The organism is Mycobacterium montefiorense (assembly GCF_025823255.1).
GTDB classification, from domain to species: Bacteria; Actinomycetota; Actinomycetes; order Mycobacteriales; family Mycobacteriaceae; genus Mycobacterium; species Mycobacterium montefiorense.
The window spans coordinates 755959-782135 of sequence record NZ_JACKVL010000013.1 but is presented as its reverse complement, the minus strand read 5'-3'; the positions used below and the strand labels follow the sequence as shown (position 1 = coordinate 782135).

Here is a 26177-nt window from a genome sequence, read left to right as displayed (position 1 = left end):
CGCTAGTCCTTCTTCGCTTCAGCCAGGTAGCGCAGCGCAAGCAGATAGCCCTGAACACCGAGCCCGACGATCACGCCGGTCGCCACCGGGCTCAGGTATGAGTGACGCCGAAATTCCTCGCGGGCATGCACATTGGAGATGTGCACCTCGATCAACGGTGCACGCAGTTCGGCGCACGCATCGCGCAGTGCCACCGAGGTGTGGGTCAGGCCGCCGGCATTGAGGATCACCGGTTCGGCCGCGTCGGCGGCCAGATGAATCCAGTCCAGCAGTTCTGCTTCGCTATCACTTTGCCGTACAACGGCTTTGAGCCCGAGCCCGGCAGCCTCACGCTCGATGAGCGCGGCCAGCTGATCGTGCGTGGTGTCCCCGTAGACCTCGGGCTCACGCTGGCCCAGCCGGCCCAGGTTGGGGCCGTTGATGACGTTGACCGTGCTGCTCATGGCGCACATACTCCCGCATACGCCGTCACCAGCAGACCCGGGTCCGGCCCCACCAACCGGCCCGGCTTGGCCAGTCCGTCGAGAACCACGAACCGCAGCACGCCGGCGCGGGTTTTCTTGTCTCCGGCCATGAATTCCAGCAGCTGCGGCAATGCCTCGGGGTCGTAACTGACCGGCAAGCCCAGCGAGGTCAGGATGGCGCGATGACGCGCGGCGGTGTCGTCGTCGAGGCGGCCGGTCAGCCGGGCCAGCTCAGCCGCGAACACCAGCCCCACCGATACCGCCGCGCCGTGCCGCCACTGGTAACGCTCCCGGCGCTCGATGGCGTGCGCCAAAGTGTGCCCGTAGTTCAGGATTTCGCGCAGCTCGGACTCTTTCTCGTCCGCGGCGACCACCTCGGCCTTGACTGCGATGGCGCGACGGATCAACTCCGGCAGCACGTCACCCTTCGGGTCCACCGCGGCCTGCGGGTCGGCCTCGATCAGGTCGAGGATCACCGGATCGGCGATGAACCCGGCTTTGACCACTTCGGCCATCCCGGCCACGATTTCGTTGTGCGGCAACGTTTCCAGCGTCGTCAGGTCCACCAGGACGGCCAGCGGCTGATGAAAAGCGCCGACCAGATTCTTGCCGGCGTCGGTATTGATACCGGTCTTGCCGCCCACCGCGGCGTCGACCATCCCGAGCAACGTCGTCGGCACATGCACGATCGAGACGCCGCGCAACCAGGTGGCCGCCGCGAAACCCGCGACATCCGTAGCCGCGCCGCCACCCAGACTGACCAGGGCGTCCTTGCGGCCAATTCCAATGCGGCCCAGCACTTCCCAGATGAAGCCGACGACCGGCAAATCTTTTCCGGCTTCGGCGTCCGGGATTTCGACGCGGTGTGCGTCGACGCCTTGGTCGGCCAGGTAGCTGCGCATCGCCTCAGCGGTCTGCGCCAGCACTGGCTGATGCAGGATCGCGACCCGGTGGCGGCCGCCGAGCAGCTCGCCCAGCTCGTTGAGCAGGCCGGTGCCGATCACTACCTGGTACGGCGGGTCGACGGCCACCTGCAGGGTGACCGGTGGGGTGGGTTCTGTCATGTGGTGGCCTTGCTGGCATTCGGAGTGCCGGGGTTGACCGGCTGTTGGGTGGTTTGCAGGGGAAGCCGGGACATGACGTAGCGCACCACTGCCCCGGGGTTTCGGCGGTTGGTGTCGACTTGCAGCGTCGCGACGCGCCGGTACAGCGGCACTCGTTGCGACATCAGGGCACGGTATTTCTCGGCGCGGTTTCCACCGGCCAACAGGGGGCGTACGGAGGTGCCGCCGGTGCGCCGCACCCCTTCTCGGGCGCCGATCTCCAGGTAGATGACGGTGTGGCCGGCGAGCGCATCGCACACCCCCGGGCTGGTCACCGCGCCGCCGCCGAGCGACACCACACCGTCGGAGTCGGCCAGCGCCGCGCGCACCACGTCTTCCTCGATGCGGCGGAATTCCTGCTCCCCGTCGGTGGCGAAGATGTCGGCAATGGTGCGGCCGGTGTGCTGTTCGATCAGCACGTCGGTGTCGACATAACCAACGCCCATCGCTTTGGACAGCCGACGGCCGATGGTCGACTTGCCCGAGCCGGGCAAGCCGACGAGTACCGCCCTGGGGGTCACGGGGCGCCTACCCCGATGCCTTGGCGCGCGCGGCCGGCGTCTCGTGCTCGGTCACCGCGCGCTGGTAGGCCTCGACGTTGCGCCGGGTTTCGGCCAGCGAATCGCCGCCGAACTTCTCCAGCGCGGCGCGGGCCAGCACCAGCGCCACCATCGTCTCGACGACGACAGCGGCGGCCGGCACGGCGCACACGTCCGAGCGCTGGTGGATGGCGACAGCCTCGTCGCCAGTGGCCATGTCGACGGTGGCCAGTGCCCGCGGCACCGTCGAGATCGGCTTCATCGCCGCCCGCACCCGCAGCGCCTGGCCATTGGTCATACCGCCTTCCAGGCCGCCGGCCCGGTTGGTCGAGCGGATCACGCCGTCGGCACCGGGGTACATCTCGTCGTGAGCCTGGCTGCCGCGGCGGCGCGCGGTCTGGAAACCGTCGCCGATCTCCACGCCCTTGATGGCCTGGATGCCCATTACGGCGGCGGCCAGCTGACTGTCCAGGCGGTTGTCGCCGCTGGTGAACGAACCCAGCCCGACCGGCAGGCCCAGCGCCACGACTTCCACCACACCGCCGAGCGTGTCGCCGTCCTTCTTGGCGGCCTCGATCTCGGCGATCATCGCCTGCTCGGCGTCCTTGTCGTAGGCGCGCACCGGGCTGGCGTCGATCGCGTCCAGGTCGCCGGGCCCCGGCGGCGGCCCGTCGTAGGGCTGCGACGGACCGATCGCGATGACATGCGAGAGCACCTCGACACCGAGTGCCTGGCGCAGAAACGATCGGGCCACCGTGCCCGCCGCGACACGGGCGGCGGTCTCTCGCGCGCTGGCGCGTTCCAGCACCGGCCGCGCGTCGTCGAAGCCGTACTTGAGCATGCCGGCGTAGTCGGCGTGCCCGGGCCGCGGCCGGGTCAGCGGCGCATTACGCGCGATGTCGGCCAGCTCGGTGGGATCGACCGGGTCGGCGGCCATCACGGTTTCCCATTTCGGCCACTCGGTGTTGCCGATCTCGATCGCGATCGGCCCACCCAGCGTCACGCCGTGGCGAACCCCGGCCAGCACGGTCACCGCGTCGCGTTCGAACTGCATGCGGGCGCCGCGGCCGTAACCGAGGCGGCGACGGGCCAATTGGTCGCCGATTTCGGTGGAGGTGACCTCCACCCCGGCGACCATGCCTTCGACTACGGCTACCAGCGCGCGGCCGTGGGACTCCCCGGCTGTGATCCAACGCAACACGGGTCCCATTCTCCCATGGTGCGCAGCTTGGTTTCGCCACGGTGGGCAGTGGCGAGGCGCTGGGTGTGACTGCTGTGCCTCAGAGCGTTTCGCCGCCAGGCTCATGCGACGACAAGGCCTACCGCCGCCGCGGTGGCCAGGCACATCGACGGCCCGTGCGGCACCGAGCCGCGACGCAGCACCGCACCCAGCAGCGCGGTCAGCAGCGGCGCGGCCAGAGCCGCGGCAAACCACACCGCGACACCGAAGCAGCCGCTCAGAGCGCCCAGACCGATCGCCAGCTTCACATCGCCGGCTCCCAGTCCGGCCGGCGCGACCAGGTGCACCACCAGATACAGACCGGTCAAGGCCGCGGCCCCGGCCAACGCGGGCCATCCGCGCCCGACACACCCCGCGGCCGTCAGGATTCCCCCGGCCGCGGGCAGCGTCAGCAGGTTGGGCAGCCGGCGTTGCCGGATGTCGTAGCAGCTCAGCGCCGCCAGCCAGACCAGAACCACCGCCGCCGCTGTTGCCCGCACGCGCGGGACGCTAATCCAGGGCGGCCAGAGCGCAAGTCATCGCCTCGCGCGGCGCGGGCAGTCCGGTGAACTGCTCGACCTGCGCGAAGGCCTGATGCAGCAGCATCTGCACGCCGTTGATCACCCGCCCGCCGGCTGCTGTCACTGCGGAGGCCAGCGGTGTGGGCCAGGGATCGTAGACGGCGTCCAGCAGCACCGGAATCGTCGCGAAGACGCCGGCGTATCGCGACGCCACGTCGGCCGGGATGGTGCTGACCAGCACCTCGGCGGCCGCCACCTGGTCGGCCAGCTCGGCGCTGTCCAGCCCGCAGAACCGTGTTGGCACACCGATCCGGGCGCCCAGGTCCACCAGCCGGGCCGCCTTCTCCGGGTCACGTGCCACGACGGTGATACCGCTGACGCCGAGGTGGGCCAGGCCTGCGACGGCCGCGGGCGCGGTGCCCCCCGATCCACACACCAGCGCCCATCCCGAGGCGGAGCCGACCGCTCCACTGACGCCGTCGATGTCGGTGTTGTCGGCACGCCAGCCGCCTTGTGTGCGCACCAGCGTGTTGGCCGATCCCACCTGCTCGGCGCGTTCGGTGCGCTCGTCGGCGAACCGCAGCGCGGCGAATTTGCCCGGCGCCGTCACCGAAACACCGACCCATTGCGGCCCGAATCCGCCGACCACACCCGGCAACTCCTCGGCGCCGCACTCGATGCGCTCGTAGGTCCAGTCGTCCAGGCCCAGCGCGCGGTAGGCGGCCAGGTGCAGTTGCGGGGACTTGGAATGCGCGATCGGCGACCCGAGAACGGCCGCCTTGCCGGGGGCCCCGCTAGTGGGGCGTGCTGTCGAGGACACCGTTGTGCCTAGCCAACTCGATATTGGCCAAATGCTGCTTGTAGTCCCTGGTGAACAGCGTGGTCCCCTGGGCGTCGATCGTGACGAAGTACAGCCAATCACCCGGCTCGGGGTGCTCGGCGGCATGCAGCGCGTCGATGCCGGGTGAGCAGATCGCGGTGGCCGGCAAACCCTGGGAGACGTAGGTGTTCCACGGCGTCTTCAGGGCCCGGTCGGCATCGCTGGTGGCTACCTCGCGGCGGTCCAGCGGATAGTTCACCGTCGAGTCGAACTCCAGAGTGTGATGTGCGTTCAACCGGTTGTAGATGACCTGCGCCACCTTCGCGAAGTCCTGCGAGTAGGACTCCTGCTGCACCAGCGAGGCCACCACCAAGATGTCGTACGGCGACAGCCTCATCGCCTGGGCGGTCTCCATCAGCGCGGACTGCGTGTACACCACGGATCCGGCGCTGATCAGGTTCGTCAAGATGTCGGGCGCCGAGGCCGAGGGATCGACGTTGAAGGTACCGGGCGCGATCAGGCCCTCGAGCCGGCGATGATCGCTGCCCAGCTCGGCGACGGGCTGGATGGCCCAGGCCGGCACGGACAGCGCAATGGGTGGGGTGTTGCTCGCCGCGGCCCGCAGGTCGTCGGTCGACACACAGCGCCGGTTTCCGTCGAGATCCACACAGGTGGCCCGCGAGATCAGCGTCAGGATTCCCGGTGTCACCACATTGGACTTCGTGTCGGTGGTGTCGTCGAGCTGACGCCCTTCGGGGATCACCAGCTTGCCTACCCGATTGCCGGGATCGGCCAACCGCGCGACCGCCGAAGCCGCCGGGATTTCGGTGCGCATCCGGTAGAAGCCCGGCTGGATCGAGTTGATCGCGGCGTTGCCGTGCGCGGCGTTGACGAATGCTCGGACGGTGGCGATCACGCCCTGGTTCTGCAACGTCTCGCCGACCATGGTGGTGGAGTCGCTGGCCTGAACCTGAATCACGATGTCGCGCTTGCCGTCTCCGCTGTAATCGTCGCCAATGCCAAACATCGTGTGCCACATTTTGGAGCCGACGACAATCGCCGCCACCACGATCACGACGAGCACACCCAAGACGGCGCGGCCGATGGCACGGCGCCGCCGGCGCCCACGCTCGGCCCGGTTCCGGGCCATCCGGCTCATCCGTTGGCGGGGTGGACCGACCGCGGCCGGTTCGGCCCGCTCGCCGCGTGCGCTATCAACCATCGATGACATCCCCCGCCGCAGACTGGACCCCGGACTCGGCCAGAGTGACCCGGCGCTGATCGAGCCAGCTCTGCAGGATCGCCACGGCCGCCGCCTGGTCGATCATCGCCCGCTGCTGTCTGGCCCGCACCCCCGCCTCGCGCAGCGAACGTTGTGCGCTGACGGTGGTCAGTCGTTCGTCGGCCAGCCGCACCGGCGTCGGCGCCACCCGTTGGGCCAGCGCCTCGGCCATCTCGATCGCGTCGAGTGCCGACGGGCCGGTGCGGTCGGCCAGCGTGCGGGGCAATCCGACGATCACCTCGACTACTTCCAGTTCGGTGACGAGCTCGGCCAGCCGTCGCAGATGCTTGCCCGAGCGGTCCCGGCGCACCGTTTCCACCGGGGTGGCGAGGATGCCGTCGGGATCGCTGGACGCCACACCGATGCGCACACTGCCGACGTCGACACCGAGCCGCCGTCCCCGCCCGGGGTCCTGGTTAGGATCGCCGGGCCGGTCGGGCAAGCGATGCTGTGCCACTACCACTCAAACGCCCTGCGCTTTGAGAACCTCGTCGCGAACCGCATCGAGGGCCGCGTCGATGCCGGCCGGATTCTTGCCTGAACCCTGCGCCAGGTCGGGCTTGCCACCGCCGCGCCCATCGACCTCGACAGCAAGTCGTTTGACCAGGTCGTCGGCCCAGACTCCGATGTCCTGGGCGGCCTGATTGGCGGCGACGGCATAGGGCACAGTATCGCCATCGCCTTCAGAGATGAGCACAACCACCGTCGGGTCGCTGGGGTATTGGCGAATCTTGCCGGCGACCAGGGAGCGCACCTCGGCTGCGGTCTGCCCAGACGTCCGATGCGGGAACACAAGGACGGCGCCCCTGCGGTCGGGCTCGACCTTTTCCACGGTTGCGGACAGTGTGCTTTTGCGCACGCGCTCGAGTTCCTTCTCGGCGACCTTGAGCCGTTCGACCAGATTGGCCACCCGGGCGGGCACCTCATCCGAGGGCACCTTCAGCGACGACGCCAGCCCGGCCATCAGCGCCCGCTCCTTGGCCAGGTGGCGGAACGACTCCAGTCCCACGTAGGCCTCCACCCGGCGCACCCCGGACCCGACCGACGATTCGCCGAGGATGGTCACCGGACCGATCTGCGCCGAGTTGTGCACGTGGGTTCCACCGCACAGCTCCAGCGAGAACGGCCCGCCGATCTCCACCACCCGCACCTCGTCCGGGTAGGCCTCGCCGAACATCGCCATCGCGCCCATCGCTTTGGCCTTGTCGAGCTGCTCAAGGGATGTGTGCACCTCGAAGTCGGCCTGCACGGCCTGGTTGGTCACTTCCTCTACTTGGGTGCGCTGGTCGTCGGACAGCGGCCCCTGCCAGTTGAAGTCGAAGCGCAGGTATCCCGGACGGTTCAGCGACCCCGCCTGAACAGCGTTGGGGCCCAACACTTGTCGCAGCGCAGCGTGCACCATGTGGGTACCCGAGTGTCCCTGAGTGGCACCCTTGCGCCAGCCAGCATCCACCGCCGCGATCACGGTGTCACCCTCGACAAACTCGCCGGACTCGACGTTAACCCGATGTACCCAAAGGGTTTTGCCGATCTTCTGGACGTCGGTGACCGCGGCCCGCGCGCTCTGTCCGGCACCCGTTCCGCTGATGGTGCCCTCGTCGGCGATCTGGCCACCCGATTCGGCGTACAGCGGTGTGCGGTCCAGAATGAGCTCGACGCGATCCGCCGCGGCCGGGTCCCCTTGTAAGCCGTGTGCGACCACCGGGACCCGCTTGCCGTCGATGAAGATGCCCAGAATTCTTGCCTCGGAGCTCAACTCCTCGAATCCGGTGAATTCGGTGGGGCCGGCATCGACCAGCTCGCGGTAAGCCGTCAAGTCGGCGTGTGCGTGTTTGCGCGCGGCGGCATCGGCCTTGGCGCGGCTGCGCTGTTCGGCCATGAGTTCCCGGAAGCCGACCTCGTCGACCCGCAGATCGGCCTCCGACGCCATCTCGAGCGTGAGCTCGATCGGAAAGCCGTAGGTGTCGTGCAGGGTGAAGGCATCCGAACCGGAAACCACCTTGGCCCCAGCCGCTTTGGTGGTGCCGGCCACCTCGTCGAACAACTTCGAGCCCGACGCCAGCGTGCGGTTGAACGCGGTTTCCTCGGCGACGGCAATGCGGCGGATCCGGTCGAAATCGACGACCAGTTCGGGATAGGACGGGCCCATCGCGTCGCGCACGGTGACCATCAGGTCGCCGACGATCGGGCCTTCGATGCCTAACAGCTTGGCCGAGCGGATCACCCGGCGCAGCAGCCGGCGCAACACGTAACCGCGGCCGTCGTTGCCCGGACTCACCCCGTCGCCGATCAGGATCGCGGCAGTGCGGCTGTGATCGGCGATGATGCGGTAGCGGACATCGTCGTTGTGGTTGCCGGCGTCGTAGCCGCGCGGCGCACGCGCGGCCACCAAATCGATGACCGGCCGCATCAGGTCGGTTTCGTACACGTTGTGAACGCCCTGCAGGATGAACGCGACCCGCTCCACACCCATGCCGGTGTCGATGTTCTTGCGCGGCAACGGCCCTAGGATCTCGAAGTCTTCCTTGCTGGTGCCCTCGCCGCGTTCGTTTTGCATGAACACGAGGTTCCAGATCTCGATGTAGCGGTCCTCGTTGACGATCGGGCCGCCCTCGTCACCGAATTCCGGTCCGCGGTCGTAGTAGATCTCCGAGGACGGGCCGCACGGCCCCGGGATTCCCATCGACCAATAGTTGTCGGCCATGCCGCGGCGCTGAATCCGCTCGGCCGGCAGCCCGGCGATCTCCTGCCAGAGTCCTGCGGCCTCGTCGTCGTCGAGATAGACCGTGGCCCAGAGCTTTTCCGGACTGAGGCCGTAGCCCCCTTCGGAAACGCTGTTGGTCAGCAAGTCCCACGCCAAAGCGATGGCCTCGCGCTTGAAGTAGTCGCCGAACGAGAAGTTGCCGGCCATCTGGAAGAAGGTGTTGTGCCGAGTGGTAATACCCACCTCGTCGATATCCGGCGTGCGGATGCACTTCTGGATGCTGGTGGCCGTCGGATACGGCGGGGTGCGCGCGCCCAGGAAGAACGGCACGAACTGAACCATGCCGGCGTTGACGAACAGGAGGTTGGGGTCGTCGAGGATCACCGATGCGCTCGGCACCTCGGTGTGACCCGCCTTCACGAAATGATCAAGAAACCGCTTCCTGATCTCGTGTGTCTGCACTGTTCTCCGCTTCTTCCTATATTCCTTGCGTTCTCCCGGACCCTCCGGGAGAACGCGCGTGTTGCGTTGAGGCCGAATTCCAGCCTATTCGCCGGGCTATTGAGAAGCCGTCTAACGACGCGATTCGACCGCTCACAGTACCGGTCGCGGCGGCGTCGGTTACCTGGCAGCTAACCCTCCAAAAAGCTCAGTCGCACCGACCGCCGCGGATTGTCCTGGTTGAGGTCGACCAAAACGACGCTTTGCCAGGTGCCCAGCTGCGGCTCGCCGGCCGCGACCGGCACCGTCACCGACGGCGACACGATCGCGGGTAACACGTGATCGGCGCCGTGACCGGCCGAACCGTGCGCGTGCCGGTAGCGGTCATCGCGCGGCAACAACCGTTGCAGTGTGTCGATCAGGTCATCGTCGGAGCCGGCACCGGTCTCGATGATCGCGACCCCGGCCGTCACGTGCGGGACGAACACGTTGCACAGGCCATCGCCGTAGGAGAAGCAGAACCTGCGCACCGCGTCGGTCAGATCCACGATGCGACGACTGGTGGTGTCCACGTCGAGCACGTCGGTATGCATCCGCTCAAGAGTACGGCGCGGCCGCGCTGACCAGCCAATCGTTTGTGAGCGCGGCCACACGTCGCGCCGTGAACCCATTGCCACCGGTAGTCGGGAGGAGGAAGGTGTTTGGTGGGACCGGTGGCGCCACCGGGGGCGCTGCCCCGAACAGTTGGGAGCCGTCGTGTACGCACGCTCTTTCACCATCGAGGGGCAACCCTTGTCGGTCGACATCGGAATCGCGCATATTCGCGATGTCGCCATACCAGAAATGCGCGAGATTGACGGATATGTCGGCATGTCACTGTTGGTCGATCGACAATCCGGCCGCTGCATCGCCACCAGCTCCTGGGAAACCATCGCGTCGATGCGCTCTAGTGCCGAGCGGGTGGCCATCGTCCGTGACCACGTCGCGTTGATGTTCGACGGCAGCGCCAGCGTCGAAGAATGGCACATCGCGTCGCTGCACCGCCGGCACCGGTCACCCGAGGGTGCGTTTGTGCGAGCCACCTGGCTCAAGGTGGTGCCCGACCAGCTCGAGCGATCGCTGGACTTCTATCGCATGGCGGTGCTTCCGGAGATGGAGAGACTTGAGGGGTTCTCCAGCTCCAGCCTGATGATCGACCACCCGGCCGGCCGGCGGGCGGTGTCGTGCTCAACGTTCGACAGCCAGGAGGCGATGGCCCGCAACAGCGAGGAAGCCAGCGAGCTGCGCAGCAGGCGTGCGCGCGACTTAGGCGCCGAGATCGTCGACGTCGCCGAGTTCGAGCTGGCAATCGCGCGCCTGCGGGTTCCCGAGTTGGTCTGAATTTCGTCGTTGACGGCTAGCCGCGCTTGCGGCGGATGATCGCGCGCAACCGGTCCAGCCGCCCGGCGATCTCACGTTCGACGCCACGCCCGGCCGGCCGGTAGTAGTCGACGTCCACCAGCTCGTCCGGCGGGTATTGTTGTGCGACAACGCCATCCGGATGGTCGTGGGCGTATTTGTAGCCCTGTGCATGTCCCAGTGCCGCCGCGCCCGAATAGTGGCCGTCGCGCAGATGGGCCGGCACCAGACCCGCCTTGCCCGCCTTGATGTCGTTCATCGCCGCCGCCAGGGCGGTGGTCACCGCGTTCGACTTCGGCGCGGTGGCCAAGTGAATGGTGGCGTGCGCCAACGTCAATTGCGCCTCAGGCAAGCCGATCAGTGCCACCGTCTGCGCGGCGGCGACCGCTATCTGCAGCGCCGTTGGGTCGGCCAACCCGATGTCCTCGCTCGCGAGAATCATCAGCCGGCGCGCGATGAACCGCGGATCCTCCCCCGCGACGAGCATGCGGGCCAGATAATGCAACGCCGCGTCGGCGTCGGAGCCACGCACCGATTTGATGAATGCGCTGATGACGTCGTAGTGCTGATCGCCGTCGCGGTCGTAGCGCACGGCGGCTCTGTCCAGCGATTGCTCGACGGCCGCGACGGCCAGCTCGCCGCCCGCCTCGACGGCTTCGGCGGCGACCTCCAGCGCGGTCAGCGCGCGGCGGGCGTCGCCCGCGGCCAACTGCACCAGCAGGTCGATCGCCTCGGGCTGCACCCCGATCTGACCGCCCAGGCCCCGGGGATCGTCGATCGCGCGCTGCACCACGGCACGCACGTCGTCGGCAGTCAGCGGGCGCAACTGCAGGATCAGCGACCGCGACAGCAGCGGCGCCACGACAGAGAACGACGGATTCTCGGTGGTCGCCGCGACCAGCAGCACCACCCGGTTCTCCACCGCGGAGAGCAACGCGTCCTGCTGGGTTTTAGAGAACCGGTGCACCTCATCGATGAAAAGCACCGTCTGCTCACCGGAAAGCAGCGCCCTGCGCGCGCTGTCTATGACCGCCCGGACGTCTTTGACGCCGGCCGACAACGCCGATAGTGCAACGAAGCGGCGGCCGGTCGCTTGCGAAACCAGTGCGGCCAACGTGGTCTTACCGCTTCCCGGCGGGCCGTACAGAATGGCCGAGGCCACCCCCGAGCCCTCGACGAGGCGGCGCAGCGGCGATCCGGCTGCCAGCAAGTGATCCTGCCCGACGACCTCGTCCAGCGATGCCGGCCGCATCCGGACAGCTAGCGGCGCGCCGGCCGAGACGCCCAGGGCGTCGTTGGCCATCCGCGATTCGCCAGGCAGGTCAAACAGACCGTCGGACACGGTTTCAGGCATACCACGCAGAACGGACAGGCACCCGCATTGGCAGCGCCGACCCGTCAAACAAGCAAAGGCCAATCCTCGCCCCGCGGCTGCTTATTTGTTAAGTTCCGCATTGCCAAATTCCGCGCGTGTGCCAGCAAGCTACTCCGACAGCAAATTAGGACAGCAAATGAGCCAGCCCCCAGAACACCCAGGCGACCCGGCCGACCCCACCTTCGGCAACCAGAACCCTGCGGATCAACCGCCACCGCCCCGGCACGCCGCGCCGGGGTATGGCGCGCCGCCTGCTGGCTACGGCCAGCCACCCGGCTACGGAACGCCACCACCGCCGCCGCCCGGCTACGGAACTCCGCCACCACCGCCGCCACCCGGCTACGGCGCACCCCCGGCCGGCTACCCGCCGCAACCCGGCTTCGGCGGCCCGGCGGGTGACCCGGGTGTCCCGCGGTTCGACGTCGGTGAGGCGGTGAAGTGGTCGTGGGCCAAGTTCATGCAGAACCCCGCGGCACTCATCGTTCCGGTCCTGGCCTACGGGGCAGTGATCACCGTCTTCGCCCTTGTCGCCGGGCTGTTACCGATGGCCTTCGGCCAGACCACCAGCAGCACTTACACGACCAGCTACGGCGAGACCACCAGTGGCGTCGAGATCGCCTACGGTCCGGCGTCGATCGCCGTGATGATCGTCGGCTACATCCTGGTGTTCATCGCCGCGGTAGTCATGAACGCGGGATTGTTGACCGGTTGCCTGGACATCGCGGACGGCAAGCCGGTCAGCATCGGAACCTTCTTCAAGCCACGCAATCTCGGCCCGGTGTTCGTCGCCTCGTTGCTCGTGGCGGTCGGCACCTTGGTCGGATCGATCCTGTGCATCGTTCCGGGCCTGATTTTCGTGTTCCTCACCTTGTTCGCGCTTCCGTTCGTCGTCGACCGATCGCTGTCGCCGGTTGAGTCCATCAAAGCCAGCATCGCGCTCGCTCGGGCCAACGTGGGCCCCGCGCTGCTGTCATGGCTCGTGCAGTACGCGGTGATGGTGGTCGGTCAATTGTTGTGCGGGGTGGGCGTGATCGTCGCCTTGCCGGTCGCGGTGCTCATCCAGGTGTACACCTACCGCAAGCTTTCCGGCGGTCAGGTCGTTCCGGTGGAGCAGCCTGGTTATCAACCGGGACCTCCCGCTGGGCCGCCGCCCGGACAGCAGTTCGCCTAGTAGCCGGCTCCCCGGGCCTGACCGCTCACGCCCGGGGAGATCGGTCGCGCGACACGTAAGTCGAGCCTCGCCCCGTGGCTGCTTATTTGTTAAGTTCCGCAATGCCTAGTTCTGCGCGTGTGCCCGGCAAGTTACTCCCACGGCAAATGAGGACGGCAAATGAGCCAGCCCCCAGAGCACCCCGGCAATCCGGCCGACCCCGACGCGGGCAACCAGAACCCTGCGGGCTACCCGCCGCCACCGCCACCGCAAGGGGCGCCGGGTTACGGCGGCGCGCCGGGATATGGCGCACCGCCTCCGCCTCCCCCGGGCTACGGCCCGCCACCCGGTTACGGCGCCCCCCCGGCGCCGCCACCCGGCTACGGCGCTGCGGCGGGCTATCCACCGGAGCCCGGCTACGGCGGCCCGACGGCACCGCAATTCAGCGTCGCTGAGGCGTTCAGCTGGGCCTGGAACACCTTCACCAAGAACGCCGTCGCGTTGGTCATTCCTACCCTTGTCTACGGCCTGCTATTCGCCGCTGCGTCCACCCTGAACTTCGTGGGCCAAAACATGAGCGCGAATGTCACACCCTTCGACTCCTCCGACTACGACTACGGCTTCTCGATGAACCTCAGTCCCACCGGAATGGCCCTCGTGGGGCTCGGCTACATCGTGTCGGTGATTGTGACCGCGTATGCCCAAGCTGGGTTCCTGTCCGGATGCCTGGATATCGCGGATGGCCGGCCGGTGAGCGTCGGGTCCTTCTTCAACCCGCGCAACCTCGGCATGGCGTTTCTCGCCGCGTTCCTGGTGAGCATTGTCACCTCGATCGGCTATGCCGCGTGCTTCTTGCCCGGCGTCATCGTGGGGATCTTCACCCAGTTCATCATCCTGTTCGTGGTCGATCGCTCGCAGTCCGCCATCAAGGGGTTCTCGTCGGGCTTCTCGCTGGTCGGGTCGAATTTCGTCAATTCCCTGCTGGTGTGGCTGGTATCCATGGCGACGATCTTCGTCGGTGCCCTGGCGTGCGGCGTCGGCCTGTTGGTGGCGGCCCCTGTCGTGGCGCTGATCCTGACCTACGCCTACCGCAAGCTTTCGGGCGGTCAGGTGGTGCCGCTGGCACAGCCCGACTACCACCCGGGACCGCCGCCGGGGCCGCAGCCCAGCTAGCCAGCCGGGCTCCCGCTGACGCACGGCGCGCTGCGGCGCCGCTTCCCGTGTGATGAGATCAGCGGTTATGAGCATCAAAGTTGCGCTGGAGCATCGCACCAGTTACACCTTTGACCGGGGGGTCCAGGTTTTCCCGCACGTCGTACGGCTGCGCCCGGCGCCCCACTCGCGCACACCCATCGAGGCCTACTCGCTGCGCGTCGAACCCGCCGACCACTTCATCAACTGGCAGCAAGACGCACTCGGCAATTTCCTTGCCCGGCTTGTGTTTCCAAATCCGACGCGCCAGTTGACCATCACCGTCGGCCTCATCGCCGACCTCAAGGTGATCAACCCATTCGACTTTTTCATCGAGGACTGGGCCGAAACATGGCCTCCCGCTTCAGGATTGATCTATCCTAAGGCGCTCGCGGAGGATCTCAAGCCCTACCTGCGCCCAGTTGACGAAGAGGCCGAAGGCTCGGGTCCCGGCGAGCTCGCGCAAGCATGGGTGCAAGACTTCTCGGTGCCCGCCGGCACCCGCACCATCGACTTCCTGGTCGCGCTCAACCACGCGGTCAACGCGGATGTCGCCTATAGCCTGCGCATGGAACCCGGTGTCCAGACACCGGATTTCACGCTGCGCACCGGCGTCGGCTCATGCCGGGATTCGGCTTGGCTGCTGGTGTCGATCCTGCGGCAGTTCGGGCTGGCCGCCCGGTTCGTGTCCGGCTACCTGGTGCAGCTGGCCTCCGACGTCGAGGCGCTGGACGGGCCGTCGGGGCCCGCGGCCGATTTCACCGATCTGCACGCCTGGACCGAGGTCTATATCCCCGGCGCGGGCTGGATCGGACTCGATCCGACGTCGGGGCTGTTTGCCGGTGAGGGCCATATCCCGCTGGTGGCCACCCCGCATCCCTCGAGCGCCGCGCCGATCAGCGGCAGCACCGAGCCGTGTGCGACCACCATGGAGTTCTCCAACACCGTCACCCGCATCCACGAGGACCCGCGCGTCACACTGCCCTACACCGACGCGGCGTGGACAACGATCTGTGCGGTCGGCGGCGAAGTCGACCAACGCCTGGCCGCCGGAGATGTCCGGCTGACGGTCGGCGGTGAGCCGACATTCGTCTCGGTGGACAACCAGGTCGACGAGGAGTGGACCACCGCGGCCGACGGCCCGCACAAACGGCAGCGCGCATCCGATTTGGCGGCCCGGCTGAAGTCCGCGTGGGCACCTCAGGGATTGATTCATCGCGGACAGGGCCGATGGTATCCGGGAGAACCATTGCCGCGCTGGCAGATCGCACTCTACTGGCGCACCGATGGGCAACCGCTGTGGACCGACGACGCACTGCTGGCCGACCCCTGGGCACCAGCAACAATGGGCTCGACAGCGGATAGCGAGACCGCTTACAAGGTGCTCGCCGGAATCGCCGACAGCCTGGGATTGCCGCTGTCCCAGGTCCGCCCGGCCTACGAGGATCCGCTGGCCCGGCTCGCGGCCAAGGTCAGCCTGCCAGCAGGCGACGCGGTCCAGGCCGACGACGACCTAGCCACCGACAGTGCCGCCGCCCGCGCCGCACTGCTGGCTCACCTCGACGAAACCACCTCGGCCCCAGCCGCATTCGTGCTGCCATTGCATCGCCGCGACGACGAACTGGGCTGGGCCAGCGCGAACTGGCAGCTGCGCCGCGGCCGCCTCGTGCTGCTCGAAGGGGATTCACCCGCAGGACTGCGACTGCCGCTGAAATCGATCAGCTGGAATCCGGCACGGCCGTCGTTCCAGGTCGACCCCACCACCGTGCGCGACGCGCTGTCGACGGAGTCGACCAGCGCCGAGGGTGTCGACGACGACACCGCGCCGCCGACCGCGCTGGTCGCGCAGGCCCGCGACGGGCTGCTGTACGTGTTCATCCCGCCCACCGATGCGCTGGAACACTTCGTCGATCTGATCGCCCGCGTCGAGGCCGCGGCGGCGATGAACCGCAGCCGGGTCGTGATCGAGGGCTACGGCCCACCGCCGGACCCGCGGCTGCAATCGACGACGATCACCCCCGACCCCGGCGTCATCGAAGTCAATATCGCACCCACCGCTAGCTTCGACGAACAGCGACAACAGCTCGAAACCCTCTACGAACAAGCACGATTGGCCCGGCTGTCCACGGAGTCTTTCGACGTCGACGGCAGCCACAGCGGCACCGGCGGCGGCAATCACATCACCCTGGGCGGCGTGACGCCGGCGGACTCGCCACTGCTGCGCCGTCCAGATCTGCTGATCTCGTTGCTCACCTACTGGCAGCGGCATCCATCGCTGTCTTACCTGTTCGCCGGCCGCTTCGTCGGCACCACCTCGCAGGCGCCGCGGGTTGACGAGGGCCGCCCCGAGGCGCTGTACGAACTCGAGATCGCGTTCGCCGAGATCGCCCGGCTGGCTTCGTCTTCCAAGAAGGACCGGCCACAACCGTGGGTGACCGACCGGGCGCTGCGCCACCTGCTGACCGACATCACCGGAAATACCCATCGCGCCGAGTTCTGTATCGACAAGCTCTACAGCCCCGACAGCGCCCGCGGCAGGCTCGGTCTGCTGGAGTTACGCGGGTTCGAGATGCCGCCGCATCTGCGCATGGCGATGGTGCAGTCGCTGCTGGTGCGCTCGCTGGTGGCCTGGTTCACCGACGAGCCGCTGCGTGCCCCGCTGATCCGGCACGGAGCCAACTTGCACGGACGATATCTGTTGCCGCACTTCCTGATTCACGATATCGCGGATGTGGCCGCCGATCTGCGCGCGCACGGCATCGCGTTCGAGACCAGCTGGCTGGACCCGTTCACCGAATTCCGCTTCCCGCGCATTGGCACCGCCGTCTTCGACGGGGTCGAAATCGAGCTGCGCGGCGCGATCGAGCCGTGGAACACCCTCGGCGAGGAGGCCACCGCGACCGGCACCGCCCGCTACGTCGACTCCTCGGTCGAGCGTTTGCAGATCCGCATCATCGGCGCCGACCGGCACCGCTACGTGGTGACCTGCAACGGCTACCCGGTCCCGTTGCTGGCCACCGACAACCCCGACATCCACGTGGGCGGCGTGCGATACAAGGCCTGGCAGCCACCCAGCGCGCTGCATCCCACGATCAGCACCGATGTGCCGTTGCAGTTCGAGCTGATCGATCTCACGTCGGCAACCTCGCGCGGCGGCTGCACCTATCACGTCGCCCATCCCGGCGGCCGCGCCTACGACGAGCCGCCCGTCAACGCCGTCGAGGCCGAGGCGCGCCGGGCCCGCCGCTTCGAGGCGACCGGCTTTACCCCGGGCAACCTGGACGTGTCCGGCATCCGGGAGAAGCAGGCCCGGATCTTCACCGATATCGGCGCGCCGGGCATTCTCGACCTTCGGCGCGTGCGTACCGTGCAGCAGTAATGGCGTCCACCAGAACTGACATCACAATGGCACTCGATCCCTCGGCGGTCGGAACCGACCGCTACGACGCCGATCGACTGCTGGCCGGATACCGCACCGCACGCGCCCAGGAAGCGCTGTTCGACCTGCGCCCCACCAGCTCACAAGGTGCCGGCTACGACGAGTTCCTCGACGAAGACGGCGCGGTGCGACCGGCCTGGGCCGAGCTGGCCGACACGGTCGCCGAGCGCGGCCGCACCGGGCTGAATCAGCTGCGCGCGGTGGTGCACAGCCTGATCGACAACGACGGGATCACCTACACCGAGGTCGACCCCAGCAGCGGGCACCCGCTCGAGCCTCGGGCGTGGAGCCTCGACACCCTGCCGATCGTGGTGTCCGCGGCCGATTGGGAGGTGCTCGAGGCCGGGCTGGTGCAGCGCTCGCGCCTGCTCGATGCCGTGCTCGCCGACCTGTACGGGCCACGGAGCTTGCTCACCGACGGCATGCTGCCACCGGAACTGGTGTTCGCCCACCCCGGTTACGTGCGGGCGGCCAGCGGCATCGAAGTGCCGGGCCACCACCAGCTATTCATGCACGCGTGCGATCTGAGCCGGTTGCCCAGCGGCGGCTTCGAGGTCAACGCGGACTGGACGCAGGCGCCGTCGGGTGCCGGGTATGCGCTGGCCGACCGACGCGTCCTCGCGCACGCGATTCCCGATCTGTACGAGCGGATCGCACCGCGGCCCAATACTCCGTTCGCGCAGGCGCTGCGGCTGGCATTGATCGACGCGGCACCCGATGACGCGCAAGACCCGGTCGTGGTGATTCTCAGCCCCGGTATCTACTCGGAGACCGCGTTCGATCAGGCGTATCTGGCTACGCTGCTGGGCTTTCCGATGGTGGAAAGCGCCGACCTGGTGGTCCGCGACGGCAAGGTGTGGATGCGCTCGCTGGGCACGCTGAAGCGCGTCGACGTCGTCCTTCGACGCGTCGACGCGCTTTACGCCGACCCGTTGGATTTGCGCGCAGATTCCCGGCTCGGGGTGGTCGGTTTGGTGGAGGCGCAGCGCCGCGGCACGGTGACAGTCGTCAATACGCTGGGCAGCGGAATCCTGGAAAGCCCTGGGCTGCTGCGTTTTCTGCCAGAGGTGGCCGAACGGCTGCTCGGCGAAGCACCGCTGCTGAACACCGCGGCGGTGTATTGGGGTGGCATCGCGAAGGAACTCTCGCATCTGCTGGCCAATCTCTCGTCGCTGTTGATCAGGTCGACTGTCGGCGGGGAAACCATTGTCGGACCAACGCTTTCGCTGTCCCAGCTGACCGAACTGGCTGCGCGGATCGAGCACATGCCCTGGCAGTGGGCCGGTCAGGAGTTGCCTCAGTTCTCCTCGGCGCCCACCGATCACTCCGGAGTGTTGTCCTCGGCCGGTGTCGGCATGCGGTTGTTCACGGTCGCCCAACGCAGCGGCTATGCCCCGATGATCGGCGGCGTCGGCTACGTCCTGGCACCAGGGGCTGCGGCATATTCGTTGAAGACTGTTGCTGCCAAAGATGTTTGGGTGCGCCCGACGGAGCGCGCGCGAGCCGAGACCATTACGCTGCCCACCGAGGTGCCGCCGGTGAAGACCGCCGCGGGTACCTGGGGAATCAGCTCGCCGCGTGTCCTGTCCGACCTGTTCTGGATCGGGCGCTACGGCGAGCGCGCCGAAAGCACGGCCCGGCTGCTGATGGCCGCCCGCGACCGCTTCCACGTGTACCGGCACCAGCAGGACACCGAGGAAAGCGAGGTGGTGCCGGTGCTGATGGCCGCGTTGGGCAGCATCACCGGCAGCGACACCGGGACCGACAACGACCATGCCGAGATGATTGCGATCGTCCCTTCGACGCTGTGGGCACTTACCGTTGACCCGAATCGCCCGGGATCCCTGATCCAGTCGGTGGAGGGGCTTGCGCTGGCCGCCAGGGCGGTGCGCGATCAGATGTCCAACGACACCTGGGTGGTGCTGGCCAACCTGGAGCGCGCGCTGGCCCAACGGCCCGAGCCGCCGCAGTCGCTGGCCGAGGCCGACACCCTGCTCGCATCGGCACATGCGCGCACTTTGGCCGGGATGCTGACCCTTTCGGGCGTGGCCAACGAGTCGATGGTGCGCGACGTGGGCTGGGCGATGATGGACATCGGCAAACGGATCGAACGCGGCCTGTGGCTGACCGCGCTGCTGGGTGCCACGCTCACCACGGTCCGCCGCGCGGCCGCCGAGCAGACCGTCATCGAGTCGATGCTGGTGGCCTGCGAGTCGTCCGTCATCTACCGGCGCCGCACGGTCGGCCATGTCAACGTCGCCGCGGTCACCGAGCTGATGCTGTTCGACGCGAACAACCCGCGCTCGCTGCTGTACCAGCTGGACCGGTTGCGGGCCAATCTCAAAGAGCTGCCCAGCGCGTCGGGCTCGTCGCGCCCGGAACGGATGGTCGAAGAGATCAGCACACTGCTGCGCCGGTCGCATCCCGCCGAGCTGCAGGAGGCGGGCACCGACGGCCACCGCGAAGAGTTGGCCGACCTGCTCGCCGCGATTCACACCGAGTTGCGCAATTTGGCCGCGGTCATCACCGAGACGCAGCTGACCCTGCCCGGCGGCATGCAGCCGCTGTGGGGCCCCGACGAACGGCGGGTGATGCCGGCCTAGCTGGCGACGGCGGCCTGCGAGTTAGACGTCACCTCTTCGATGACATTGTGGATGAACTGCATCTTGTCCAGCACCGCGACCGGCAGCACGAACGGATACAGATCGTCGTGGCCCATCGACCGGTTCACCATGTTCAGCGACCACGACAGCGGTATCCACATATCGATGATGTTGGGAAAGGCGCTGGGCCCCAACGGAGGCCGGTCGAAGGTTGCCGACGCGGACGCGAAGCCGCACCACGCCGAGGTGTCCAGGGTGTCGCGGATGTGCAGGTAGTGGGCGAACGTCTCGGCCCAGTCTTCGGCCGCATGCATGGTCGCGTACGACGACACGAAGCTGTCCTGCCAGCCCTCGGGCGCGCCCCCACTGTAGTGCCGGTCCAGCGCCTGCTGATAATCAGCATCGGGATCGCCGAACAGCTCGTTGAATCGCTGCACGTAATCGCTTGACGGAGCGACCAGTCGGTAGAAGTAGTAGTGCCCGATCTCGTGCCGAAAGTGCCCCAGCAGAGTCCGATACGGCTCGTCCATCTCGACCCGCAGCTGCTCTCGATGGACGTCGTCACCCTCGGCCAAATCGATTGTGATGACCCCGTTCTCGTGGCCGGTCAGCACCTCCTCATGCGCACTGGACAGCAACCGGAAGGCCAGCCCGAAATCGGGGTCCTGGTCGCGGCCGATGATCGGCAGCTTCAGCTCGTGCAGCTCGACGATCAGCCGGCGCTTGGCCGCCTCGGCCGCGGCGAACTCCGCCAGCCCGACCGTATCGGCATCGTTGGGCCGTTCGGTGGTCAGCACGCATGATGTGCACAGCAGCCGCGGAGTGTTGACGGGGACCAGCCAATTACATTCGGCGACTTGCAGATTCGCGCACAATTGAAACTCGGCGGCATCCACGACGCCGACATGCTCGCTTGCGCCATCCTCGGCGATCACCAGCAGCGCCATCTGCTCGAGTGAAAATCCAAGCGCACTGCCACAATTCAGGCACGTGGAGTTCTCGAACGCCAGGCGCTGACCGCAGTTGGGGCAATTGAAGTCACGCATAGAGTTCGTCACCTTCGAACGGCACGACGTCGACGGCCACGTCGATCACGCTGCGCTCCGAGTCGGTGTAGATGATGCCGCGCAACGGCGGCACGTCCGCGTAGTCACGGCCCCGTCCCACGACGATGTAGCCCTGGTCAACCATCTGGTCGTTGGTGGGATCCACTCCCAGCCACTCGAATTGTCCGGGCGCCTGCGGAGTCCACACCGCAGCCCAGGCGTGGGTCGCGTCGATGCCGATCATTCGATCCTTTCCGGGCGGCGGGTCGGTGGCCAGATAGCCGGACACATAGCTGGCCGCCAACCCGTTGGCTCGCAAGCAGGCAATCGCCAGCCTCGCAAAGTCCTGGCATACCCCTTCCCGGGCCGCCAGAACCTCATTGACTCCCGTGGAAATCGTCGTCGCCCCCGATCGGTAGGTGAAGTCGGTGAAAATCCGGGACGCGAGGTCGCGCAGCACCTCGATCAGCGGGCGCCCGGGCACGAAACTGGGCGCCGCGTAGTCGCGGACTTCATCGGTGATCTCCGGCGGATTCAGGTCCAGGGCGAACTCGGTCGCCAGCGCTCCCCTGCGTCCGGCCGGCCGGGCCGCCTCCCACGGTTCGATCGCCGGCCCGTTGCTGTAGCGCTCGGGGGGCGCCGGATATACGTCGACGATCGAGTCGCTGGTGACCGCCAGGGTGTGATGCGGCTCGGTGACATGGAAATAGGAGCTGACGTTGCCGTAGCCGTCGACGCCGGTGGAGATGTCGGCGGGGGTCGGGTCGATCGTCAGCCGGTGCGCGATGCAAAGCTGCCGCTGTGAGTCCCTCGGAGTGAGAAAGCCGCGGCCATAGGAGCTGGTCACGGTGTCCGAATAGCAGTACTCGGTGCGGTGGGTGACGCGGTGCCGGCGGGTGGCCGGAACTTCCACTGCAGAAGACAACGAGTGACCTCCTGACATCTCCGGACGGGTGGTTGGCGACGGCTAACCAATACGGCGCCAACCGCACCATAGCGGGAGCACAATCGATCTGTGGCTACCTGGGATGACGTCGCCCGGATCGTCGGCGAGCTGCCACTGGTCTCCGAGCAGTCGCCGCATGACTGGCGAGTCGGTAAGAAGCTGCTGGCGTGGGAGCGACCGCTGCGCCCGTCGGACCGCGCGGCGCTCTGCGCGAGTGGGATGGAGCCTCCCGAAGGTGACCTCCTCGGCGTCCGGGTGTCCGATGAGGGCGTCAAGTTCGCGCTGGTCGCCGACGAGCCGAGGATCTACTTCACCACCCCGCATTTCAACGGCTATCCCGCGGTGCTGGTCAAGCTGGCCGAGATCGACGTGCGCGGTCTCGAAGAACTGATCACCGAGGCCTGGCTGACCCAGGCGCCCAAGAAGCTGGTGCAGGAGTTCCTGACCGGCCCGTCCTGAGCTGGTCAGGCCTGGCGCAATTCGATCACCCGCTGCAGATCGTCGACACATGCCTCGACGACATCGGCGAGCACCATCTCGGTTCTCTCGCGGGCGTTCGACACCATCGTCGCCGCATGCCGGCGGGCGGCCTCGACATGCGCCGTTGCGGTCGCGGGATCGGAGTCGGCGAGTGCGGTCGCCTTCGCGAGGTCGTCCAGCACCGCCTCGGCGGGTTGCGGAAGGCGCTGGCGGCGGCCGTCCGGGGCGGAAAGGGAGGCGGGCACGACGGCGCGGGCCAGCTGCAGCACGGACCCGGCGAGCAGGGCCAGGTGCACGGCCTGATGATCCGCACCCGCGACGGCGTCGCGAAGTCCCCACCGCGGCGGCGCGGCTCGCACCACCTGGCGCGCCGTGGTCCGCGCCTGGATCAGTCCGCCCAGCTGTTCGTACACCCTGTCGACGGCCGGCAACGGCCAATCGGGTGCGGGAACTTCACGGCCGCGGGCGAGATCGCCGGTACGGAACAGCACCGAGTGCAGGGTTCGTAGCACCTCGATGCGCGCGTTGCGCAGCACCACGAGCGGGTTGGCCGGGAACAGCAGCATGGCGACGACGATGGCCAGGCCGCCACCAATCAGCGCGTCGTAGATGCGTTCCCAACCGACACCGCTGCGGTAGAGGGCGAGCACCAGAATCGACGAGACGACGGTCTGATTGGCGAACATCATCCCCTGGCCGATGTAGCCCTGACCGATGAAAACCGCGGCAAACAACGCGATCAGCGCGGCGATCGCGATGGAGACCGCACCGGGTCCGAGTAGCCCCTGCACCAGGGTTCCCGTCCCGATGCCCAGGGTCACGCCGATCATCATCTGGATGGCGCGTTGGGCGCGCAGCACGTTGCTCGTCGACAGCGACACCGCCGCGGCGATCGGGGCGAAGAACGGTTGCGGGTGCGCGAGCAGGTCGTGCGCGATGTACCAGGACAGCCCCGCCGCGACCGAGGTCTGCACCAGGTAGAACCACACGCCACGGACCCGTTTCCACCCGCCGGCCACGGCGGCTCTCCCCGCGAACGGCCGCGTCAGCAGTGAAGTGCTCATCCCGCTTATTTACCGCAGCTCCACCAGCGGCGGCAACGCGAGAAGCGTTACCTGCGCTGCAACTCGAACAGCGGAATGACCCGGCTGGTCTTCGACTGATATTCGGCGAAGCCCGGCGCCGCGGCGGTGACCCTGTCGAACAGCTGGTCGCGCTCGGCTAGCGGCAGTTCGTGCGCCGTCACATCGAATGCGTCGGTGCCGACCTCGATGTGCGCCTGCGGGTTTGCCCGAAGATTGTGCACCCAGGCCGGATCCTTGGGCGCACCGGCGAACGAGCCGATGATGATCAGCTTGCCGTCGATGTTGAAATATGCCAGCGGGGATATCCGGGATTGACCCGACTTGGCGCCCGTCGTGGTGAGCAGCAGCAGGTCGGCACCTTCGAACTGCCCGCCCACCTTGCCGGCATTGGCGCGAAATTCGACGACGATGTCCTTGTTGAACGTTTTGGCCATCTCGGCCATCGAGCTGGAGTCCGTCATGCTTCGTCAACCTTTTTGGGTTTGGCGTCTATTCCGGATTCTTTGCGCTGCTGCGCGGTGATCGGCGCGGGCGCATCGGTCAGGGGGTCGACGCCGCCGCCGGTCTTCGGGAATGCGATCACCTCACGGATCGACTCCACCCCGGACAGCAGCGCGTTGATGCGGTCCCAGCCGAATGCGATTCCGCCGTGCGGAGGCGCACCAAACGTGAACGCCTCCAACAGGAATCCGAACTTCTCCTCGGCCTCGGCCGTGTCCAGGCCCATCACCGCGAACACCTGTTCCTGGATGTCGCGGCGGTGGATACGGATCGAGCCGCCGCCGATCTCGTTGCCATTACAGACAATGTCGTAAGCATCGGCCAGCACGCGACCGGGATCGGAAGACAGGGCGCCCTCGTCTTCCGGCTTGGGCGAGGTGAACGCGTGATGCACCGCGGTCCAAGCGCCGGAGCCCACGGCCACGTCACCGGCGGCGGTCGCGTCTTCGGCGGGCTCGAACAGCGGCGGGTCCACCACCCAGACGAACGCCCAGGCGTCCGGGTCAATCAGGTTGAGCCGGTTGGCGATCTCGCCGCGGGCGGCGCCCAGCAAAGCGCGCGAGGACTTCGCCGGCCCGGCCGAGAAGAAAATGCAATCGCCGGGATTGGCGCCGACGTGAGCGGCCAGGCCCCCGCGTTCGGTGTCGGTCAGGTTCTTGGCCACCGGACCGCTCAACTCGCCGTCGTCGCCCACCAGCACGTAGGCCAGCCCGCGGTGTCCGCGCTGTTTAGCCCACTCCTGCCAGCCATCCAGGGTGCGCCGGGGCTGTGAGGCGCCGCCCGGCATCACCACCGCACCGACATACGGCGCCTGGAAGACCCGGAATGTGGTGTCGGAGAAGAACTCTGTGCACTCGACGAGCTCCAGCCCGAATCGCATGTCGGGTTTGTCGGAGCCGAACCGTTGCATGGCGTCGGCATAGCTGATCCGCGGGATCGGTGTCGGAAGCTGATAGCCGATCAGCCCCCACAGCGCCGTCAGGATCTCCTCCGAAATCGCGATGATGTCCTCGACGTCGACGAAGCTCATCTCCATGTCCAGCTGGGTGAATTCCGGTTGCCGGTCGGCGCGGAAATCCTCGTCGCGGTAGCAGCGGGCGATCTGGTAGTAGCGCTCCATGCCGGCCACCATCAGCAACTGCTTGAACAGCTGCGGGCTCTGCGGCAGGGCATAGAACGACCCGGGGTGCAGCCGGGCCGGCACCAGGAAGTCGCGCGCACCTTCCGGCGTCGAGCGGGTGATCGTCGGTGTCTCGATCTCGACGAAATCGTGACGCGACAGCACCGAGCGGGCGGCGGCATTCACCTTGGAGCGCAACCGAATTGCCGCGGCCGGGCCATCGCGGCGCAGGTCGAGGTAGCGGTACTTCAGCCGCAGCTCCTCCCCCGCCGGCTCGTCCAGCTGGAATGGCAGCGGCGCGCTTTCGCCCAGCACGGTCAGTGACGTGACGTTCAGCTCGACATCGCCGGTGGGTATTTCGGCGTTGGCGTTGCCCTCCGGGCGGATCTCGACGACACCTTGCACCGCGACGCAGAACTCGGCGCGTAACCGGTGCGCCTGTTCGAGCACTTGTCCTTGTCCGAGGCCCTCGCGGAAGACCACCTGAGCGATGCCGGAGGCGTCCCGCAGGTCGATGAAGATGACGCCGCCGTGGTCACGGCGACGGGCTACCCACCCGACCAGCGTCACCTGTTGGCCGGCGTCGCGATCCCGTAGCGAACCAGCGGCGTGGCTGCGCAGCACAAAACACTCCTCTTTACCTGGCGAGAATGAGTGCCCAGTCTAGAGGAGGTGATTTCGGTCGCGCTGATCCCGGCGCGGTGAGCACAACCATCCACACCCCAGGGTGTTCTGCGCCACATCCTCGTG

Annotated in this window: 22 protein-coding genes; 6 read left to right on the top strand and 16 right to left on the bottom strand. The window is 67.4% G+C overall.

Going from position 1 to position 26177, the window contains the following annotated elements; translation table 11 throughout:
- Window positions 1-2: 2 nt before the first annotated feature.
- The 10 genes from aroQ to H7K34_RS17145 all read right to left on the bottom strand — a co-directional run bounded on the left by aroQ (window position 3) and on the right by H7K34_RS17145 (window position 9674).
- Window positions 3-443 (bottom strand): type II 3-dehydroquinate dehydratase, encoded by a 441-nt coding sequence (aroQ, locus tag H7K34_RS17190; protein WP_108922533.1) that lies wholly within the window; start codon window positions 441-443, stop codon window positions 3-5.
- A complete protein-coding gene (gene aroB, locus H7K34_RS17185) occupies window positions 440-1528 on the bottom strand; it encodes a 3-dehydroquinate synthase (RefSeq protein ID WP_264063197.1) in 1089 nt (362 codons plus the stop codon). Before aroB ends, aroQ begins: the two co-directional genes overlap by 4 nt.
- Window positions 1525-2088, bottom strand: a complete 564-nt coding sequence (locus tag H7K34_RS17180) for a shikimate kinase (RefSeq protein ID WP_264063196.1) — start codon at window positions 2086-2088, stop codon at window positions 1525-1527. Before H7K34_RS17180 ends, aroB begins: the two co-directional genes overlap by 4 nt.
- Window positions 2089-2095: 7 nt before the next feature.
- Window positions 2096-3307 carry a chorismate synthase gene (gene aroC, locus H7K34_RS17175; protein WP_264063590.1) on the bottom strand — a complete coding sequence of 404 codons (1212 nt, stop codon included), beginning with the start codon at window positions 3305-3307 and terminating at the stop codon, window positions 2096-2098.
- A gap of 101 nt (window positions 3308-3408) precedes the next feature.
- The gene (locus tag H7K34_RS17170; protein ID WP_264063195.1) at window positions 3409-3825 is read right to left on the bottom strand and encodes a prepilin peptidase; all 417 of its coding nucleotides are present in this window, start codon (window positions 3823-3825) and stop codon (window positions 3409-3411) included.
- A gap of 10 nt (window positions 3826-3835) precedes the next feature.
- Entirely contained in the window at window positions 3836-4666 is an 831-nt protein-coding gene (locus H7K34_RS17165) for a shikimate dehydrogenase (RefSeq protein ID WP_264063194.1), read from the bottom strand.
- The gene (locus H7K34_RS17160) at window positions 4641-5888 is read right to left on the bottom strand and encodes an endolytic transglycosylase MltG (protein ID WP_264063193.1); all 1248 of its coding nucleotides are present in this window, start codon (window positions 5886-5888) and stop codon (window positions 4641-4643) included. Before H7K34_RS17160 ends, H7K34_RS17165 begins: the two co-directional genes overlap by 26 nt.
- Entirely contained in the window at window positions 5881-6411 is a 531-nt protein-coding gene (gene ruvX / locus H7K34_RS17155) for a Holliday junction resolvase RuvX (protein WP_264063191.1), read from the bottom strand. Before ruvX ends, H7K34_RS17160 begins: the two co-directional genes overlap by 8 nt.
- The gene (gene alaS / locus H7K34_RS17150; protein ID WP_264063190.1) at window positions 6412-9114 is read right to left on the bottom strand and encodes an alanine--tRNA ligase; all 2703 of its coding nucleotides are present in this window, start codon (window positions 9112-9114) and stop codon (window positions 6412-6414) included.
- A 170-nt stretch (window positions 9115-9284) separates the two neighbouring features.
- Entirely contained in the window at window positions 9285-9674 is a 390-nt protein-coding gene (locus tag H7K34_RS17145; protein WP_264063589.1) for a secondary thiamine-phosphate synthase enzyme YjbQ, read from the bottom strand.
- Window positions 9675-9849: 175 nt separating this feature from the next.
- Here H7K34_RS17145 and H7K34_RS17140 point away from each other — a divergent pair, with 175 nt between their 5' ends.
- Complete coding sequence (locus H7K34_RS17140) at window positions 9850-10473, top strand: hypothetical protein (protein ID WP_264063189.1); 624 nt, start codon at window positions 9850-9852, stop codon at window positions 10471-10473.
- Between the two features lie 16 nt (window positions 10474-10489).
- Here H7K34_RS17140 and H7K34_RS17135 read toward each other — a convergent pair whose 3' ends face one another.
- The gene (locus H7K34_RS17135) at window positions 10490-11845 is read right to left on the bottom strand and encodes a replication-associated recombination protein A (protein ID WP_264063188.1); all 1356 of its coding nucleotides are present in this window, start codon (window positions 11843-11845) and stop codon (window positions 10490-10492) included.
- A 157-nt stretch (window positions 11846-12002) separates the two neighbouring features.
- Here H7K34_RS17135 and H7K34_RS17130 point away from each other — a divergent pair, with 157 nt between their 5' ends.
- The 4 genes from H7K34_RS17130 (at window position 12003) to H7K34_RS17115 (ending at window position 20249) form a co-directional block, all read left to right on the top strand.
- The gene (locus H7K34_RS17130) at window positions 12003-13037 is read left to right on the top strand and encodes a DUF2189 domain-containing protein (protein ID WP_264063187.1); all 1035 of its coding nucleotides are present in this window, start codon (window positions 12003-12005) and stop codon (window positions 13035-13037) included.
- A 159-nt stretch (window positions 13038-13196) separates the two neighbouring features.
- Entirely contained in the window at window positions 13197-14189 is a 993-nt protein-coding gene (locus tag H7K34_RS17125) for a hypothetical protein (protein ID WP_264063186.1), read from the top strand.
- Between the two features lie 67 nt (window positions 14190-14256).
- On the top strand, window positions 14257-17586 hold the full coding sequence (locus H7K34_RS17120; RefSeq protein ID WP_264063185.1) for a transglutaminase family protein: 3330 nt from the start codon (window positions 14257-14259) through the stop codon (window positions 17584-17586).
- A gap of 26 nt (window positions 17587-17612) precedes the next feature.
- Entirely contained in the window at window positions 17613-20249 is a 2637-nt protein-coding gene (locus H7K34_RS17115; protein WP_264063588.1) for a circularly permuted type 2 ATP-grasp protein, read from the top strand.
- Here H7K34_RS17115 and H7K34_RS17110 read toward each other — a convergent pair.
- Both H7K34_RS17110 and H7K34_RS17105 read right to left on the bottom strand, forming a co-directional pair.
- Window positions 20246-21295 carry a zinc-binding metallopeptidase family protein gene (locus tag H7K34_RS17110; RefSeq protein ID WP_264063184.1) on the bottom strand — a complete coding sequence of 350 codons (1050 nt, stop codon included), beginning with the start codon at window positions 21293-21295 and terminating at the stop codon, window positions 20246-20248. The two genes, H7K34_RS17115 and H7K34_RS17110, sit on opposite strands and share 4 nt — an antisense overlap.
- Window positions 21288-22238: a transglutaminase family protein gene (locus H7K34_RS17105; RefSeq protein WP_264063183.1), complete on the bottom strand. Its 951-nt coding sequence runs from the start codon at window positions 22236-22238 to the stop codon at window positions 21288-21290. The genes H7K34_RS17110 and H7K34_RS17105 overlap by 8 nt, the downstream gene beginning before the upstream one ends.
- A 72-nt stretch (window positions 22239-22310) precedes the next feature.
- Between H7K34_RS17105 and H7K34_RS17100 the strand changes: the two genes are divergently transcribed.
- Entirely contained in the window at window positions 22311-22700 is a 390-nt protein-coding gene (locus H7K34_RS17100) for an MmcQ/YjbR family DNA-binding protein (protein WP_264063182.1), read from the top strand.
- Between the two features lie 5 nt (window positions 22701-22705).
- Here the strand turns inward: H7K34_RS17100 and H7K34_RS17095 are convergent, their stop codons facing one another.
- Genes H7K34_RS17095 through aspS form a run of 3 tightly spaced genes read right to left on the bottom strand, consistent with a single transcriptional unit; the run spans window position 22706 to window position 26051 of the window.
- Complete coding sequence (locus H7K34_RS17095) at window positions 22706-23785, bottom strand: FUSC family protein (protein WP_264063181.1); 1080 nt, start codon at window positions 23783-23785, stop codon at window positions 22706-22708.
- A 47-nt stretch (window positions 23786-23832) separates the two neighbouring features.
- Window positions 23833-24267 carry a nitroreductase family deazaflavin-dependent oxidoreductase gene (locus H7K34_RS17090; protein WP_264063180.1) on the bottom strand — a complete coding sequence of 145 codons (435 nt, stop codon included), beginning with the start codon at window positions 24265-24267 and terminating at the stop codon, window positions 23833-23835.
- Window positions 24264-26051 carry an aspartate--tRNA ligase gene (gene aspS / locus H7K34_RS17085; protein WP_264063179.1) on the bottom strand — a complete coding sequence of 596 codons (1788 nt, stop codon included), beginning with the start codon at window positions 26049-26051 and terminating at the stop codon, window positions 24264-24266. The genes H7K34_RS17090 and aspS overlap by 4 nt, the downstream gene beginning before the upstream one ends.
- Window positions 26052-26177: the final 126 nt, after the last annotated feature.

What these genes read in the sequence shown, in the direction of transcription:
- H7K34_RS17120 (WP_264063185.1), top strand. Translation starts at nt 14,257, where the DNA reads ATGAGCATCAAAGTTGCGCTGGAGCATCGCACCAGTTACACCTTTGAC.
- H7K34_RS17125 (WP_264063186.1), top strand. Translation starts at nt 13,197, where the DNA reads ATGAGCCAGCCCCCAGAGCACCCCGGCAATCCGGCCGACCCCGACGCG.
- aroB (WP_264063197.1), bottom strand. Translation starts at nt 1,528, where the DNA reads ATGACAGAACCCACCCCACCGGTCACCCTGCAGGTGGCCGTCGACCCG.
- H7K34_RS17090 (WP_264063180.1), bottom strand. Translation starts at nt 24,267, where the DNA reads ATGACGGACTCCAGCTCGATGGCCGAGATGGCCAAAACGTTCAACAAG.
- H7K34_RS17130 (WP_264063187.1), top strand. Translation starts at nt 12,003, where the DNA reads ATGAGCCAGCCCCCAGAACACCCAGGCGACCCGGCCGACCCCACCTTC.
- H7K34_RS17110 (WP_264063184.1), bottom strand. Translation starts at nt 21,295, where the DNA reads ATGCGTGACTTCAATTGCCCCAACTGCGGTCAGCGCCTGGCGTTCGAG.
- H7K34_RS17095 (WP_264063181.1), bottom strand. Translation starts at nt 23,785, where the DNA reads ATGAGCACTTCACTGCTGACGCGGCCGTTCGCGGGGAGAGCCGCCGTG.
- H7K34_RS17115 (WP_264063588.1), top strand. Translation starts at nt 17,613, where the DNA reads ATGGCACTCGATCCCTCGGCGGTCGGAACCGACCGCTACGACGCCGAT.
- aroQ (WP_108922533.1), bottom strand. Translation starts at nt 443, where the DNA reads ATGAGCAGCACGGTCAACGTCATCAACGGCCCCAACCTGGGCCGGCTG.
- H7K34_RS17135 (WP_264063188.1), bottom strand. Translation starts at nt 11,845, where the DNA reads ATGCCTGAAACCGTGTCCGACGGTCTGTTTGACCTGCCTGGCGAATCG.
- H7K34_RS17160 (WP_264063193.1), bottom strand. Translation starts at nt 5,888, where the DNA reads ATGGTTGATAGCGCACGCGGCGAGCGGGCCGAACCGGCCGCGGTCGGT.
- H7K34_RS17105 (WP_264063183.1), bottom strand. Translation starts at nt 22,238, where the DNA reads ATGTCAGGAGGTCACTCGTTGTCTTCTGCAGTGGAAGTTCCGGCCACC.